This window comes from Desulfovibrio sp. JY, from assembly GCA_021730285.1.
Lineage (GTDB): Bacteria > Desulfobacterota > Desulfovibrionia > Desulfovibrionales > Desulfovibrionaceae > Solidesulfovibrio.
In genome coordinates this window covers 628,488-644,653 of the sequence record CP082962.1, presented here as the reverse complement: position 1 = coordinate 644,653, position 16,166 = coordinate 628,488, and the positions used below count along the sequence as shown (strand labels likewise).

Genomic DNA, 16,166 nt, shown 5'->3' with positions numbered 1-16,166 from the left:
GAAGTTGTCAAGTATTTTTTAGGAAGGAAGCGAGGGGTCGGAAACGGGGAAAGTATCCTTTTTCGGGGGGAAAATGGAATCGTGTCTAAAAAGTAACAAGCGGCAAGGGGTTGGATGGGAAGCCGGTGGAAACGGGGAAAAGGGCTTGCGAGGGGGCAGGGGTACTGATAGAAGGTGGGGTGCCTCCAGTCTTGGCGCTACCGCTGTTTCCTTCCGGCTCGCAACCGAGAGGGGCTGTGTGTGCGGCGTCTGGAAGGCGGACGTGAAAAAAAGAACTTTCCCCTTGACGTGCCTTGCGGCGCTTGTTAAATCGTGCACAAGCTATCCGCTGGCAGGTCTAAAACGGTAGCGATACCGGGGAATTGCCCGCCTCGATAAGGCGGACGGGGCGTTTTTCGCCCCAAGGCCCCGGCGACTTGTTCTCGGTGTCGGCACCAAGCGACGCCGGCGCGAGGGCAGGCCTGGATACGGCGGCGCGAAAGCGGCGCGGCCGGTCCGGCCCGCGGATGTCCTGTCGCGCAACGGCGTGTAGCTCTAACTGTATTTGGGCGCTGGGTGTACAACAACTAAACGTTTGGAGGACTAACTATGCCTACCTTTGTGGATCCGAGCAAGTGTGACGGATGCAAAGGCGGTGAGAAGACCGCGTGCATGTACATTTGCCCCAATGACCTGATGATCCTGGATCCTCAGGAAATGCGCGCCTTCAACCAGGAGCCGTCCGCTTGCTGGGAATGCTACTCCTGCGTGAAGATCTGCCCCCAGGGTGCAATCTCCGCTCGTCCGTACGCCGACTTCGCTCCCATGGGCGGCACCTCGATCCCCATGCGTTCGGCCGACTCCATCATGTGGACGGTGAAGTTCCGCAATGGCAACATCAAGCGGTTCAAGTTCCCCATCCGCACCACCCCTGAAGGTTCCATCAAGCCCTACGAGGGCAAGCCCGAAGGCGCCGACCTGGACAGCGAGCTGCTGTTCACCGAGACCGCCCTGGCCACCCCGAAGGAAGCTCTTGGCAAGAAGTTCGACGTCACCGGCATGGACACCGTCCAGTGCTGGCTCGACGGCTTCTGCCAATAGTCCGGAACCAACCTCGTTCGTTATCCATCCACCATACGGAGGAACCATATTATGCCGACGATTCCCGTGAAGGACGAGCCCAAAGGCGTTGCCCTCGCCGAGCCGGAACTGATTGAAAAAGACGTTGACATCCTGATGGTCGGCGGCGGCATGGGCTGCTGCGGCGCCGCCTTCGAAGCCTGCCGCTGGGCCGACAAGATTGGTGGCATCAGCATCATGCTGCTCGACAAGGCCGCCCTCGAGCGCTCCGGCGCCGTTGCCCAGGGCCTGTCCGCCATCAACACCTACATGGGTGAGAACGACCCCGACGACTACGTCAAGATGGTCCGCACCGACCTCATGGGCCTCGTGCGCGAAGACCTGATCTTCGACGTCGGCCGTCACGTCGACGACTCCGTCCACCTGTTCGAAGAGTGGGGCCTGCCCTGCTGGACCAAGGACGAAAGCGGCCACAACCTGGATGGCGCGCAGTCCAAGGCCAAGGGCGTGTCCCTGCGCACCGGCGCCAAGCCCGTCCGCTCCGGCCGCTGGCAGATCATGATCAACGGCGAGTCCTACAAGTGCATCGTGGCCGAGGCTGCCAAGAACGCCCTGGGCCAGGATCGCTACATGGAGCGCGTCTTCATCGTGAAGCTGCTCCTGGACGCCAAGGAGCCCAACCGCATCGCCGGTGCGGTCGGCTTCTCCACCCGCGAAAACAAAGTCTATGTCTTCAAGGCCAACGCCATCCTGGTGGCCTGCGGCGGCGCGGTCAACGTGTACCGTCCCCGCTCCACCGGTGAAGGCATGGGTCGCGCCTGGTACCCGGTCTGGAACGCTGGTTCCACCTACACCATGTGCGCCCAGGTCGGCGCCGAGATGACCATGATGGAAAACCGGTTCGTCCCCGCCCGTTTCAAGGACGGTTACGGCCCGGTCGGCGCCTGGTTCCTGCTCTTCAAGGCCAAAGCCACCAACGCCAAGGGCGAGGACTACTGCGCGACCAACAAGGCCATGCTGAAGCCCTACGAGGATCGCGGCTACGCCAAGGGCAACATCATCCCGACCTGCCTGCGTAACCACATGATGCTCCGTGAAATGCGCGAAGGCCGCGGTCCGATCTACATGGACACCAAGACCGCCCTGCAGAACACCTTCGCCAACCTGAACGCCGAGCAGCAGAAGCACCTCGAAGCCGAAGCCTGGGAAGACTTCCTCGACATGTGCGTCGGCCAGGCCAACCTGTGGGCCTGTCAGGACATCGAGCCCGAGAAGAAGGGTTCCGAGATCATGCCGACCGAGCCGTACCTGCTCGGTTCCCACTCCGGCTGCTGCGGCATCTGGGTCTCCGGCCCGGACGAAGCCTGGGTTCCGGACGAGTACAAGATCAAAGCCGACAACGGCAAGGTCTACAACCGCATGACCTCGGTCAACGGTCTGTTCACCTGCGCTGACGGCGTTGGCGCTTCCGGCCACAAGTTCTCCTCGGGCTCCCACGCCGAGGGCCGCATCGTCGGCAAGCAGCTTGTGCGTTGGGTCGTCGACCACAAGGGCTTCAAGCCCAGCCTGAACGAGAAGGGTGCCGATCTCGCCAAAGAGATCTACCAGCCCTGGGAGACCTTCAAGGCCGGCGTCGGCGCTTCCACCGACCCGATCGTCAACCCCAACTACATCAGCCCGCATAACTTCATGATGCGTCTGGTGAAGTGCACGGACGAGTACGGCGGAGGTTGCATGACCATGTACACCACCTCCAAGTCCCTGCTCAACACCGGCTTCCAGCTGCTGCAGTACCTCGAAGAGGACAGCAAGAAGCTGGCCGCCCGCGACCTGCACGAGCTGATGCGTTGCTGGGAACAGTACCACCGCCTGTGGACCGTTCGCCTGCACATGACCCACATCATGTTCCGCGAAGAGACCCGTTACCCGGGCTTCTACTACCGCGGCGACTTCCTGGGCCTGGACGACAGCAAATGGAAGTGCTTCGTCAATTCCAAGTACGATCCGGCCACCAAGGAAACCAAGGTCTTCAAGAAGGCCTACTATCAGATCATTCCCGCGTAGGAATGACCAGAGCGGCCGCGGGTTCCATGCCCGCGGCCGCTTTTTAACGGTCTTACCCGGGCGGATGGACCGTACTCAAGCGCCTGCGGCGGGGCGGTCTATCCTCGTGGATCAGGCCGTTTTCTTGCTGGCCTTAACCATTGCCGGGAGGTTGCGATGGGAAGCAACGCGATACTGGTCGTCGGCGGCGGCTTCAGCGGCATTACCGCCGCGCTCGAAGCCGCGGAAGTCGGCCACGAAGTCTACATTGTCGAGAAAAATCCTTTTCTCGGCGGCCGGGTGATGCAGCTCAACAAGTATTTCCCCAAGCTGTGCCCCCCGTCCTGCGGCCTGGAGATTCAGTTCCAGCGCATTAAGAATAATAAGAACGTCAAATTCTTCACCCTGGCCGAAGTGACCAAGGTCTCCGGAACCGCCGGCGATTACGAAGTCACCGTGTCCATCAAGCCTCGCTACGTCGAGCCCGGCAGCGTCAATCTTTCCGAGACGGTGGCAAAGCTCTCCAAGGACGTCAAAAGCGACTTCGAATTCGGGCTTGGACAGCGCAAGGCCCTGTACATGGATGTCCCCTTCGCCTTCCCCAATCGCTACGTCCTGGAAAAGGATCGTTGCACCAAGGAAGATCTGGAGACCCTGTCCGGCGAAGATGTCGTCAATCTCGACGACGCCCCCAAGGAAATCGTGCTCAAGGTAGGCTCCATCGTCTACGCCACGGGTTGGAAGCCCTATGATGTGACCCGGCTCACCAACCTCGGCGCCGGCGAGATCGCCAACTGCGTCACCAACATGCAGCTTGAACGCCTGGCTGCCCCGAGCGGACCGACCCGCGGCAAGATCGTGCGCCCCTCGGACGGCAAGGCCCCGCGCTCCGTGGCCTTCGTGCAGTGCGCCGGTTCGCGCGACGAAAACCACCTCAACTACTGCTCCTACATTTGCTGCATGGCGTCGCTCAAGCAGGCGGCCTACGTGCGCGACGCCTTCCCCGACGCCCGCGTCACCATCTACTACATCGATCTGCGCACCCCGGGGCGTTACGACAACTTCGCCAAGCGCATCCTGGCCGATGACCGCGTGAACGCCGTCAAGGGCAAGGTTGCCGCCGTGGCCGAGGACGCCGGCACGGGCGACGTCATCCTCACCGTGGAAGACGCTGTCTCCGGCATCAAGTCCGACAACCGCTTCGAACTGGTGGTGCTGGCCACGGGCATGCAGCCGAGCATCGCCGGCGAGCGCCTGCCGGTGGACGTGCCCGTCGACGAGATGGGCTTTATCGTGGGTGGCGAGGAAAAGGGCATATTCGCCGCCGGATGCGCCGCCACGCCGCTTGACGTCATGAAGTCGGCCCAGTCCGCGACCGGCGCGGCCATGAAAGCAATTGCTCTGGTGAGAGGGAGGTAGCGGCGATGGCCGAAAAAATCGGTGTTTATATCGACGAAGCTAGCGTCGCCCCGCTTCTTACAGCCGAGGAGTTGGTCGCGTTTGTCAAGGAAAAGTGCGGCGGGGCCTGCCCCATCGTCAAATCCCACAAGCGGTTGTCGAGCGAAAGCGGCGTGGCCATGATCAAGGCCGACGTCGACGCCGGCGAGATCGACGCGGTGCTTCTGTGCGGCACCTCGCCCCGCGTGGACTGGGACGTGTTCAACTTCGGGGACAAGGTCCTCGTCGAACGCGTCAACCTGCGCGAATTCGTGGTGCTGTCCTACAAGAACCCCGACGGTTCCGCTCCGGTTCCCGGACAGCCCATCCCGGAAGAGCTCACCTCCATCGTCCATGACTACCTGCGCATGGGCGTGGTGAAGCTCCAGAAGATGAACCGGCCCCATCCGGAACTGCCCGAGACCACCAAGACCATCCTGGTGCTCGGCGGCGGTTTCGCGGGCCTCAACGCCGCCCTGTCCGCCGCCGCCGCCGGCGCGGAAGTGGTGTTGATCGAAAAGGAAGGCAAGCTCGGCGGCAAGGCGGCCGGGCTCTACAAGACCTTCCCCATGAACTACCCGTATCTCGAGGCCTCGGATACCGGCATCGAGACGCTTATCGCCAAGGTGAACGGCAGCCCGAAGATTTCGGTGCGCCTTTCCACCACGCTCAAGGAACTCGCCGGCGCGCCGGCCATGTACACGGCCACCCTTACTTCCGGCGGGAAGGAAGAAACCCTTCCCATCGGCGCCGTGGTCCTGGCCGCCGGCTGGTCGCCCATGGACGGCGACGCCCTGGCCCCCTTCGGCTACGGCAAGCTGCCAAACGTCGTGACCTCGGCCGAATTCGAGGCCATGGTCAAGGCCGGCGAGATCAAGCGGCCTTCCGACGGCAAGGCCCCGTCCTCAGTGGCTTTCATCGTTGACGTGAAAAAGCTGCTCGACGACGCCATGGCCCCCGCCGCCCCGGTCGCGGACGCCCCGGCCGAGGAAGCCAAGCCCGCTGCCAAGAAAGAGGGCGAGGCCGAGGAAGCCGTCTCGCTCTTCGAGCCGATCAAGACGCCCAAGCACCTCATCTACGCTTCCGAGCTGACGAGCCTCGTGGCGCTCAAGCAGGCCAACTACGTCCGGGAAAAGCTCCCCGACGCCGTGGCCATGATCGTCTACGACTCCATGATGGTCCCGGGCATCAACGAACGCTACTACCGCGCCGCCCAGGACAACCCCGGCATCATGCTCACCAAGGGCACGGTGACCGGCGTGACCGCGGAAGGCTCGAGCCTCGTGATCGCGGCCAAGGATACCCTCCTTGGCGGCGAGATCACCCTGGGCGCCGATCTGGTCGTCCTGCCCACGGGCATGGTGCCGGCCACGGCCCTCGATCCGACCATCAACCTGGTCTACCGGCAGGGCCCGGCCTTCCCGGACCTGGACCTCTTCGACGGGTTCGCGGATTCCAACTACATCTGCTTCCCGTACGAGACGCGGCGCACCGGCATCTATGCCGCCGGCTGCGTGCGCCAGCCCATGACCATGGCCCAGGCCAAGGAAGATGCGGCCGGCGCGGCGCTCAAGGCCCTCCAGTGCATCGAGTCCGCCGGACACGGCGTGGCCGTGCATCCCCGGTCGGGCGACCTGTCCTACCCGGTGTTCAACTTCGTGCGTTGCACCCAGTGCAAGCGCTGCACCGAGGAATGCCCGTTCGGCGCCCTGGACGACGACGAGAAAGGCACGCCGAAGCCCAATCCCACGCGCTGCCGCCGCTGCGGCACCTGCATGGGCGCCTGCCCCGAGCGCGTCATCTCCTTTGATAACTACAACATCGATATGATCGGCTCCATGATTCGCGAGTGCGAGATTCCGCCCAAGATCGAAGAGGGCGGCCCGCGCGTGCTGATCCTGGCCTGCGAGAACGACGCCTACCCGGCGCTCGATATGGCGGCCATGCGCGGCAAGAAATGGAGCCCCTATGTGCGCATCATTCCGGTGCGCTGCCTGGGTTCGGTCAATGCCATCTGGGTGGCCGATGCCATGAGCAAGGGCGTCGACGGCGTCATGATGCTCGGCTGCAAATACGGCGACGACTACCAGTGCCACTTCGTCAAGGGTTCCGAGATCTGCAACCGCCGCAAGGAGAACATCGCCGAGTCGCTCAAGCGCCTTGGCGTCGAGCCCGAGCGCGTCGAGCAGTATCAGGTGGCCATTGACGAATACGACAAGATCCCCGACATGATCGACCAGTTCATGCATATGGTCCTCAAGATCGGTCCGAACCCGTTCAAAGGCTATTAGGAGGAAGGGTCCATGTCATACGCCGAGCGTATTAAACCCGATCTGCAGTTCGTCAAGGACCTGCAGGCGGCTGGTGGCGATGCTTGCAAGAAGTGCTACCAATGCGCCACCTGCAGCGTGGCCTGTCCTTTGGCCCCGCCCGAGAATCCCTTCCCCCGCAAGGAGATGGTCTGGGCCCAGTGGGGCCTCAAGGATCGTTTCGAGGGCGATATCGACATCTGGCTGTGTCACAACTGCCAGACCTGCTCCGAGCTGTGCCCCCGCGGGGCCCGGCCGGGCGATCTGATCGCCGCCATCCGCAACCTCACCTACCGGGATCTGGTCGAGCCCAAACGGATCGGCACCTGGATGAGTTCGGCCAAGCATCTGCCCAAGCTCATCGCCATCCCGGCCGTGCTCTACCTGTTCATCTGGCTCTTGAGCACCGGTTGGAGCCTGCCCAAAGGTGAAATCGTTTACGGCAAGCTCTTCCCCGGTGATTTCACCATCGACCCCATCTTCGGTCTGGTCGCCTTGTTCGTGGCCTTCACCTTCTACAAGGGCGTGACGAAGTTGTGGAAGAGTTTCGATAAAACTATCCCCACCACCCTGCATATCGGGGCGCCGACCAAAAAGCCGACCATCATCGAATCGATCAAGGCCGTCGTTTTGGACGAGATCGCCACCCACGTGAAGTGGAACGAGTGCGGTAACGATAACACCGAGCGGTACAAGGGACACCTGTCGTTGTTTTACGGCTTCGTGGCCCTGGCCATTGTCACGGGCATCGTGGCCGTGGCCCACTGGGGCGGCAAGATCGTGGAATTCATCGCGCCTATCGGGCATACGCCCATGCCGCTTTGGAGCCCGGTCAAGCTGCTGGCCAACGTCGGCGCCCTGGCGCTGCTCTACGGCCTGACCATGCTGACCCGTCGCCGGCTGGCGACCGATCCCGGCAAGGCCACCTCGTCGTACTACGACTGGTACCTGCTCGGCGTGATCTGGGCCGTGGCGCTGACCGGCATCGGCTCGGAACTGTTCCGTCTGGCCGGCGTGGCCGCCCTGGCCTACCCGACCTATTACCTGCATCTCATCGCGGTCTTCATGCTGTTTGCCTACCTGCCCTGGTCCAAGCTCGGGCACCTGGTCTACAGAACGACGGCATTGGTTTACGCCCATCAGGCTGGGCGGCTTCCCCTCAAACGTGAAGAAGAAAAGATTTTCATGGTCTAATGAAGGAGGATACCATGGCTGAAGCGCGCAAGGTCTTCCCGATGAACGCGTTCGTGTCGTACCTCAAAGGCGTCGACAAGGAAGGCAACAAGAAAGCCGTGGCCGAGATGGTCGGTTACATGGCCGGCATGGAAATCGATGCGGAGCTCGCTCCCTTCGCCGCCGCCCTGGCCAAGGCCTGGATATACGAACAACACCCCGAACTGGTGCGCATGAGCAGCGGCGAGCTGTCCTCCAGCGCCCAGAACGTGTCCGTGTCCGTCATGCCCCCGGATGTCGTGGCCGAGGTCAACGCCATTTTCGCCAAGCTGACCGAGACGAAGAAGGCCAATGACGAGCTGGCCGCCAAGCTCGAGAAGGTCGAGGCCGAACTGGCCGAAAAGACCGCCATCCTGAAGGACGTCGAGGTCCGCTGCAAGGCCGCCGAAGACAAGGCCGGCAAGCTCGAAGCCTCCATGAAGGACGAGGGCGAGAAGGTCATCGTGGCTTCCGAGGCCAAGGTCACCGAGTACATCGGCAAGGTCGACGAGCTGCTGAAAATGATCGAGGATGTCAAAAAGCACGGTGTGGTCACCGTGTCCGGCGGCGGCGCTGCCGCCGGCGGCGAGGCTTCTTCCGGTTCCGGCGAACCCGAGGTCGGCGGTGAGCCGTCCTCCGATTTCGGCTTCGGTTCCGACGCCTTCGCCACCGACAAGTGGTAGTATCCGGCTGAAAGCCGGTTTGGGAAGGGAGGTCCTTGGGCCTCCCTTTTTTTATGGTTCGCTCTGGTGCCTTGTGACCAGTTTTGGCGTAGCGCCCGGGAGGCGATCAATGGAATGCGCGCGGGAACTCTGGATGGATGCTTTTGCTAAAATTGCTAAAATAAATAATTTCAGTAACAATTGTGTTGCAAAAACACACCGAGAAAATTACTTTTTTTTAAACAAAGTGGGACAAGCCACTTTGTGGACAAAAAAGAGAGGGCTGTTTCAATGCAAAAATGCATCATCTGGTTGTTTGTTATGGCGCTGATGCTGGCGCCGGGGGCGCTCTGGGCCCAGACCGGCAAATACAGCGAAACTCCGTCGCGCACGGTCGACCCCATGACCTTGCGGGGCATGGTCACTTCGCCCAATTATCTGGCGACCCAGGCCGGGTTGGATATCCTGCGGGCCGGGGGCAACGCCGTCGACGCGGCCGTTGCCGTGGCCTCCACCCTGGCGGTGGTCTATCCCCAGATGTGCACCCTTGGCGGTGATAATTTCTGGCTGATCTACAATGCCAAGACGGGCGAGCTGCGGGCGCTCAACGCCAGCGGCCGCTCGGGGGAAAAGGCCACCATCGAGTTTTACAAATCCAAGGGCTTGGCCAAAATCCCCGCCCGTGGCTTCCTGGCGGCCAATACCGTGCCGGGCGTGGTCTCCGGCTGGGATGCCGCCTACAAGTACGCCAAGGACTCCATGGGCGGGAACCTGCTCTGGTCGCGGCTTCTCCAATCCGCCATCGGCTATGCCCGTGACGGCTTTCCCGTCAGCCCGAGCCTGGCCCGCTGGGAGGCGATCAACGTCGATCCCAAGGACAAGGAATTTCGCGACCTGCAGCGCTTCGACGTGTTCGCCGGCCTGTACCTGAAACCCGGGGGCAAGGCCTACGCCACCGGCGAGATCATGAAACTCGCCCCCCTGGCGGCGACTCTGGAAACCATTGCCAAGGATGGGGCGGACGCCTTTTACAAGGGGCCCATCGCGGACAGGATCGTGGCCTATCTGCAAGCCAACGGCGGACTGTTGACGCGTGAGGATTTCGCCAAACATACGGCGGATTGGGTCAAGCCGATCCATGTGCCGTACAGGGACCTCGTCGCCTACAATTTCCCGCCGAACACCCAGGGCATGGCTTCCCTCGAGATCCTCAACATCATGAACAACTTCGATGTGAAAAAGCTCGGGGAGGGCTCGGCCGACTACTACCATCTGCTCGTGGAGGCGACCAAGCAGGCTTTTGCCGACCGCGACCGCTACCTGACCGATCCGAACTTCTCGCCCATTCCCCTGGACTATCTGCTCTCCGCCGCGCACGGCAAGGAACAGGCCGCCCGCATCGACCTGAAGAAGGCGGCCAAGGACGTGACGCCGCTCGATCCCAAGGGCGACACCGTCTGGATCGGCGTGGTGGACAAGGACGGCAACGCCGTTTCGCTGATCCAGAGCATTTACCACGACTTCGGTTCGGGCATCGTGGCCGGCGACACGGGCGTGCTGCTGCAAAACCGGGGCAGCTTCTTCTCCCTCGACCCCAAGCACGTCAACCATCTCGAGCCGCGAAAGCGCACCTTCCATACGCTGAACCCGGCAATGCTTCTCAAGGACGGCAAGCCCTATCTCGTCTACGGCACCATGGGCGGCGAAGGCCAGCCGCAAACCCAGGCCGCCATCGTGACCCGGGTCGTGGATTTCGGCATGATGCCCCAGGACGCCATCAACGCTCCCCGCTGGCTGCATGGCCGCACCTGGGGCGCGTCGTCCAACGATCTGAAGCTGGAAAGCCGCATGGGCGAGAAGGTGGCGGAAGAGCTGCGCCAGCGCGGCCATCCGGTCAAGGTCGTGGACGCCTACACGGATACCATGGGCCATGCCGGCGCGATCCTGATCGATCCCAAGACCGGCGTTCGCTACGGTGCGACCGACCCCCGCGGCGACGGATCGGCTGCCGGATATTAGGCGCTCCCGCAACGAAAAGGCGGTCCGTTTGGGCCGCCTTTTTTTTTGCGTCCCGACGCCCGCAAGACGCGTAGCCACAAGGGTTCGTGCCCAGGCAGGCCTTCCAGGGACTGCGGGGATATGTGATGATGCTTCACCCGGCAACCCGGGTGCGGCGTCGGGACGCCTGGCGGGATCAATGGCGGGAATAGGCCAGTGCCCACGGCAGCCAATCGGAGAGGAACGTGATCGAGCTTGAGGACGCCGATGCGGCGCGGCTGATTTTCCTTATGCGGGCGTTGCCGCTGTGGGACGATTTTTCGCAGGCGGACCTCGCCCGGCTCGTGACGAGCGGCGCGGTGCGGCAACGCCTGTTCGGCCAGGGCGAGGTCGTGCTGGAGCAGGGCAACTATGAAAAGACCTTTTTCCTGCTCCTATCCGGCCGGGTGCGGGTGCTGCGGGACGGCCGGGAAATCGCGGTTCTTGCCGAGCCCGGCGCGGTCTTCGGGGAAATGAGCTTTGTGCTCGGCAAGGGGCGCACGGCCACGGTCATGGCCGATGCCCCGACCGACTGCCTGGTCGTGGATATGGGCTATGTGGATTTTCTGGAAAGCCCGGAGCGCGAGGATTTTCTCATCCGCATCTTCCGCCGTCTGGCCGGGGTGGTGGCCAAGCGCCTGGGATCGGCCAATGCCCGCAAGGCCGAACTTTTCACCGCCATCCGGGAGCGGCGCGAGAAGCTTAAATCCCATATCGCGGCCGAGCGGCAAGCCATCGCCACCCTGCGGCACGAACTCGAAAGCCTGGATACCACCGACGACGAGGCCGTCCTGCGCCAATTGCTCGATAGGCGGTTTTGAGGGAAGTGGGGAGAAGGAGTGGAGGAGAGGAGGGGGAAGGAGATTCCGGGGGAGGGGTTTTTTTGAAAAAAAACTCCCTCCCCCGGACCCCCACCCTCAAAAACTTCTATAAGGGGAGATGGTTGGGAAGGGGGGCGTATTTCCTGGAATCGGCAGCAACGAGAAGCAACAGAAAAGAATCCTTAAGGGATTCCAAAGGGTGGGAGCCCTTTGGCCGCCGGAGGCATTCCCCCTGCGATTATTACCCCTGGCGCTTGGTGGGCAACAGTTCGTTGAGCTCGTCGATGTAGTGCTTTTCCAGCTGGTTGACCCGGTCGATATGGGTGCGGAAAATCATGTCCATGCGCGGGTCGAAGAAGCGGTGGCTGCTGTAGCTCGAAATCGAGACAAAGCCGCGCCGGGCCTTGTGCGCGCCGCCCATGCCCGGGTCGTAGCGCGTGATGCCGTTGGCGATGCTCCAGGCGATGGGAGCGTAGTAGCACAGCTCGAAATGGAGAAACGGGATGTCCTCGAAGGCGCCCCAATAGCGGCCGAACAGGATGTCGTCCTTATGCGCCAGCAGGGCCAGGGCCACCGGATCGCGCCGTCCGGCCTTGAAGGCGGCGGCAAAAGCCAGGCGATGGCGGAAGGCGGCGGGCAGGCCCTCGAAAAATTCCGGGGTCAGGTAACGGCAGCCCCAGGGACCGAACTTGGCGTTGGTCTTGTCGTAGAGCTCGCGCATGATGGGGAAAAACGTGTCCGGGATCTCCGCGCCGGAAACGACCCGCACCTCGATGCCCGCTTCGGCCAGAGCCCGGCGTTCATGCCGTATGGCCTTGCGCCGGTTGGTGTTGAGCGTGGCCAGGAAGTCATCGAAGTCGCCGTACTGCCGGTTGCGCCACAAATAGCCCTGATGCCGCCAGGCCGTGAAGCCGAAGTCCTCGGACGAGGCGGCGAACTCCGGTTCGGTGAAAAGCAACGCCGCGCCCTGGACGCCGTTGCCCAGGCAGTATTGCTCGATGGACTCGAAAAGCCGCCGCGACAACCGCACCTGGTTGCAATGCGGGTCCATCAGAAACCGCAGTCCCGTGGCCGGGGTGAAGGGGCTGGCGCCGACCAGGCGCGGATAATAGGGCAGGCCGAGCCGGCTGGCCGCCTCGCCCCACAGCTGGTCGAAAACGAATTCCCCGTCGGAATGCCATTTGAGGTAGAGCGGAATGGCCCCCACGAGCTTGCCCGAGGAATGGGCGAGCAGATGGTTGGGGTACCATCCCTTGGCCGGCGAAGCGCTGCCGGAATCCTCCAGAAGCTTGAGCCAGGCCCACTCGAAAAACGGCGTTTCCAGGGATGCGGCCAGGGCGTCCCATTCCGGCTGCGCGGTCTCGCTCATGGAGCGGACAAAGCGCATGGTGAGTTGGTCGGCAGGAACGGTCATTGCGGAATCATACGCCGCTCCCCGCGTTCTGTCATCATGCGGCGGGGCCGGACGACGGATAATGATCACCGGCCGCGATCCGCGCCCAGCCATGCGCCGGAAGCGGAGGGGGCATAAGCGCACGACAGTCCTCCCGGGCAGTGGGCGGATGCGCCAGGCGCGTCGGCGTCGCGGCAGGCATCCCCGGCAGAAGATCGGCCTCGGGGGGATCGGCGATCAGACGGTCAGCGCGGCCAACGCGGCATCGGCATCGTCGAAAATGGCGAATACCTTCCCAAGGTCGGTAATGCGCAGCACCTTGGCCACGCCGTCGGCTATGGAGCATAGCGCCACGCTGCCGCCTTCGGGCAGCAGCCGGTTGCGCACTGTGATCAGGGAGCCGATGGCGCTGGAGTCCAGAAACTCCACGCCGGAAAGGTCGATGACCAGAACCTTGGGCACGGTCTCGATATGCGGGGCCAGACACCGCTGGAAATCGGGACACACGGTGTAGTCAAAGGTTTTGGGCAGTCCGGCCACCAGCGTGACCGGGCCGTGCTGGGTAGCGATCAAATCCATGGAGCCTCCGATGCGCCAGAAAGGCGACGTTTGGCGTTTACCATGGGGCCAGGGATGGGGCAACCCGACATATAGTTGCAAATATTTCTCTTCCGAATAGCGGCGCTTGTGTGTATCAGGGAAGAGCCGCGCAAGAGAACGGATCGGGCCGCCTGGAAGCCCAGAAAGGGCGGCCGGAGGTGCAACACACACCATGAACAAGGACCCCGGTCAACGCAACGGCGTGTCTCCCCCAGAGGCTTGTTCCGACTCGGTCTGCGCCATGCTCGACCGGGTCGGCGTGCCCCGCGATTCCAAATGGCGGGGGCTCATCCTCTACATGCGCAGCATCAAGAATTACGATTTCCTGGACAACGAACAAAAAGAGCAGTTGCAGGCCCTGGGCATGGAAGTGCTCAAAGCCCGGGATTTCTCCGAGGCGAAATTCCAGGAAGTCATCAAGGCCAACGAGCGCATCCTGAGCGCGCCCTGGAATCTGGCCATCACCCGCACGCTCCAGGAAACCGCCGCCCTGGTCCAGGAATTCCAGGACACGCTCTTCAAGCACAAGGGCGGTGTGCAGAAGCTCGAAAAAGTCACTGTCGAAGCCGTGGAATCCGGCGGCGACGTGGAACGCATGCTCGGCACCATCCGTCGCGGATTCAAGGAAATGGCCACCCTCATCGAAGAGGACGCCGAAAAAATGGTGGCCATGAGCCTGACCGATTCCCTCACCGGCATCCACAACCGCCGGTCCTTCGACAACCACATCGAAAAGGTCGTGGCCAGGGCCGAGGCCGAACAACGCCCCCTGTCCCTTTTCATGTGCGACATCGACCACTTCAAAAATTTCAACGACCAGCATGGCCACCGCATCGGCGACCAGGCCCTGGTCGTGGTCGGGGCCATCCTCAAAGGCTTTGCCGAGGAAATGAAACAGCTCGAGGACCGCGATATTTTCCCCGCCCGTTACGGCGGCGAGGAATTCGCCGTGGCCCTCTCCGATATCGGCAAGGAAGAAGCCGAGGAACTGGCCGAAATCATCCGACGCAAAATCGAACGCTACAACTTCGTCATCCGGGACCCCGACGGCCAGATCCTGGCCTCGGGCATCAAAATCAACGTCAGTATCGGCGTGGCCGAGCTGCTCGTGGATTGCCCCGGATGCGGCGTGGCCCACCTTGTCGACGCAGCCGACAAAGCCCTCTATCTGGCCAAATCCTCCGGCCGCAACCAGGTTCGCGTCTACGTCAGGCCGTAGCGGGCGGGCGAGCGAGCCAGCAGGACAGGGCAGGACAGGACAGGGGCTCTGCCCCTGACCCCGCCGGAGGGCTTATGCCCTCCGGACCTCCCTTTTCCGGGTTGGGATGGTGGGCGAAAAAGCGGGGGCGGAGCCCCCGCTTTTTCGCCTGACGCCCTATTTCAAATAGTACCTGCCGTCTTTGAGCGTTGCGGTGGTGGTGACGTATTTGGCCAAGTCGCGCAGGGTGACGAAGGCGATTTCCTTGTGTTTGGCCAGCATGGGCAGCAGGGCTTCCCATTGTTCATTGGTGAATTCGCCGGGGCCGTGGGAGTAGAGGCAGCCGACGCCGCCCACCTCGTCGAGTTTCTTGAGGAAGGCTTCGAGCTTGGCTTTGAATTCGGGGCTGGCGGGGTTCGTGCCGAAGAGGTCGCGGGGTTTTTCGGCGAAGACGCGGTAGAGGTTGTAGCCGTCGGGGGAGCCGAGGGCGACGTTGCCGGCCGGGCCGACGCGGCCGATGTTCAAGCCCAGTTCGCCGGTGATCTTGCGGGAGACGGCGTCGGTGACCAGGAAGGGGTAGACCATGGAGGTGCAGCTGTAGCCGGGGAGTCCGGCCTCGATGTCTTTTTTCCCGTTTTCCATCTCGTAGCGGGCATTTTGGGGAATATCGACGTAGAGCGGCACCAGGCCGTTTTTGAAGAAGATGTCCATCTTGTCGTTTTTGGACAGGAAGGCGGCGTGGATATTGGCGTAGTAGGTGTCGCCGAGTTCGGCGGTGACGCCGCGGGTATTGTTGAGGGCCTCGACGAGCTTTTTGAGGTTGGGGGTGGGGCCGTTTTCGGACAGGTCGTATTCGGCCACGGGCTCGGGCTTGTTGTTGACGAAGATGCGCAGCTTGGCGGCGGCCGGGTCGACGGCGGCATAGGCGGATTTGGCGGCGGGGTTGTAGTAGCGCAGCCGGATGACGTCGCCGGGGGCCACCGGCACGTGGTCGCGGGTGTGGTTGGCGATCTCGTGGCCGTTGGCCACGTGTTTGGCCATGACGGCGTAGTCGTCGGCGGTGGCCTTGGCGGTATTGACGGCCAGGGTGGTTTTGATGCCGTAGGCGTCGCTGTCGCTGGCGAGTTTCGACCAGAGGGCCAGGTTGGGCAGGTCGTCGATGACGATGGCGAGGTAGGCCCGGGGGCCCTTGCCGGGCAGGGGCACTCCCTTGGTGGCGCTGGTGAGGCCCTGGGCGGCGACCTGGGGCGGGCAGGCGGCCAACAGGATGGACGCTATAAGGAAAAAGCCGCCAAGGGCGGCGGTAATGCGCGGGCGCATGGGTATATCCTCCGGTTCTGTGTATCCATGAAACTCATTCATAGGGGCTGTTTTTCAAAAAACAAGCCGGAAGAA

12 protein-coding genes are annotated in these 16,166 nt (G+C 62.5%); 9 read left to right on the top strand and 3 right to left on the bottom strand.

Going from position 1 to position 16,166, the window contains the following annotated elements; translation table 11 throughout:
- Window positions 1–588: 588 nt before the first annotated feature.
- The 8 genes from aprB to K9F62_02710 all read left to right on the top strand — a co-directional run bounded on the left by aprB (window position 589) and on the right by K9F62_02710 (window position 11,580).
- Complete coding sequence (gene aprB / locus K9F62_02745) at window positions 589–1,080, top strand: adenylyl-sulfate reductase subunit beta (protein ID UJX41636.1); 492 nt, start codon at window positions 589–591, stop codon at window positions 1,078–1,080.
- A 51-nt stretch (window positions 1,081–1,131) separates the two neighbouring features.
- Complete coding sequence (aprA, locus tag K9F62_02740; protein UJX41635.1) at window positions 1,132–3,123, top strand: adenylyl-sulfate reductase subunit alpha; 1,992 nt, start codon at window positions 1,132–1,134, stop codon at window positions 3,121–3,123.
- Window positions 3,124–3,279: 156 nt separating this feature from the next.
- Window positions 3,280–4,521 carry an FAD-dependent oxidoreductase gene (locus K9F62_02735; protein ID UJX41634.1) on the top strand — a complete coding sequence of 414 codons (1,242 nt, stop codon included), beginning with the start codon at window positions 3,280–3,282 and terminating at the stop codon, window positions 4,519–4,521.
- 5 nt (window positions 4,522–4,526) lie between these two features.
- Window positions 4,527–6,830 carry a hydrogenase iron-sulfur subunit gene (locus K9F62_02730; GenBank protein UJX41633.1) on the top strand — a complete coding sequence of 768 codons (2,304 nt, stop codon included), beginning with the start codon at window positions 4,527–4,529 and terminating at the stop codon, window positions 6,828–6,830.
- Window positions 6,831–6,842: 12 nt separating this feature from the next.
- The gene (gene qmoC, locus K9F62_02725) at window positions 6,843–8,042 is read left to right on the top strand and encodes a quinone-interacting membrane-bound oxidoreductase complex subunit QmoC (protein ID UJX41632.1); all 1,200 of its coding nucleotides are present in this window, start codon (window positions 6,843–6,845) and stop codon (window positions 8,040–8,042) included.
- Window positions 8,043–8,056: 14 nt separating this feature from the next.
- Window positions 8,057–8,743 carry a hypothetical protein gene (locus K9F62_02720; GenBank protein UJX41631.1) on the top strand — a complete coding sequence of 229 codons (687 nt, stop codon included), beginning with the start codon at window positions 8,057–8,059 and terminating at the stop codon, window positions 8,741–8,743.
- Window positions 8,744–9,043: 300 nt separating this feature from the next.
- Complete coding sequence (gene ggt / locus K9F62_02715) at window positions 9,044–10,741, top strand: gamma-glutamyltransferase (GenBank protein UJX41630.1); 1,698 nt, start codon at window positions 9,044–9,046, stop codon at window positions 10,739–10,741.
- Between the two features lie 269 nt (window positions 10,742–11,010).
- Complete coding sequence (locus K9F62_02710; protein UJX43110.1) at window positions 11,011–11,580, top strand: cyclic nucleotide-binding domain-containing protein; 570 nt, start codon at window positions 11,011–11,013, stop codon at window positions 11,578–11,580.
- Window positions 11,581–11,821: 241 nt separating this feature from the next.
- Here the strand turns inward: K9F62_02710 and K9F62_02705 are convergent, their stop codons facing one another.
- Together K9F62_02705 and K9F62_02700 are read right to left on the bottom strand one after the other, a co-directional pair.
- Window positions 11,822–12,994 (bottom strand): GNAT family N-acetyltransferase, encoded by a 1,173-nt coding sequence (locus K9F62_02705; protein ID UJX41629.1) that lies wholly within the window; start codon window positions 12,992–12,994, stop codon window positions 11,822–11,824.
- A 216-nt stretch (window positions 12,995–13,210) separates the two neighbouring features.
- Window positions 13,211–13,552 (bottom strand): STAS domain-containing protein, encoded by a 342-nt coding sequence (locus K9F62_02700; GenBank protein ID UJX41628.1) that lies wholly within the window; start codon window positions 13,550–13,552, stop codon window positions 13,211–13,213.
- Window positions 13,553–13,745: 193 nt separating this feature from the next.
- Here K9F62_02700 and K9F62_02695 point away from each other — a divergent pair, with 193 nt between their 5' ends.
- Entirely contained in the window at window positions 13,746–14,792 is a 1,047-nt protein-coding gene (locus tag K9F62_02695) for a GGDEF domain-containing protein (GenBank protein UJX41627.1), read from the top strand.
- A 156-nt stretch (window positions 14,793–14,948) separates the two neighbouring features.
- On the opposite strand, the gene K9F62_02690 is transcribed toward K9F62_02695, so the two are convergent.
- The gene (locus K9F62_02690) at window positions 14,949–16,091 is read right to left on the bottom strand and encodes a polysaccharide deacetylase family protein (protein UJX41626.1); all 1,143 of its coding nucleotides are present in this window, start codon (window positions 16,089–16,091) and stop codon (window positions 14,949–14,951) included.
- Window positions 16,092–16,166 lie beyond the last annotated feature (75 nt).